The sequence below is a fragment of the Buttiauxella gaviniae ATCC 51604 genome, assembly GCF_001654835.1.
Lineage (GTDB): Bacteria > Pseudomonadota > Gammaproteobacteria > Enterobacterales > Enterobacteriaceae > Buttiauxella > Buttiauxella gaviniae.
The window spans coordinates 1-203 of sequence record NZ_LXEP01000133.1 but is presented as its reverse complement, the minus strand read 5'-3'; the positions used below and the strand labels follow the sequence as shown (position 1 = coordinate 203).

1 pseudogene is annotated in these 203 nt (G+C 52.2%); it reads right to left on the bottom strand.

Annotation, left to right across the window (positions count from 1 at the left end):
• Window positions 1–94, bottom strand: a pseudogene (locus M977_RS25980) (RusA family crossover junction endodeoxyribonuclease); the annotation flags it as partial.
• Window positions 95–203: the final 109 nt, after the last annotated feature.

Genomic DNA, 203 nt, shown 5'->3' with positions numbered 1-203 from the left:
AGAATGCGCGATAACGCATTACTTCTGGGCGTTGCTTCCACTTATCGGCGCGAGTCATACGAGGCTTACCGATTGGGGTGATGTCGTAAATCATGCCCTCACCCCCAATTCAGTATTTACCTGTTCCAGTAACTCCATTTCGGTACCGAAGTTCTGTTCCCATGTCTGCCGCCCTGCATGGATGGCAAGACCATTGCCGCCAG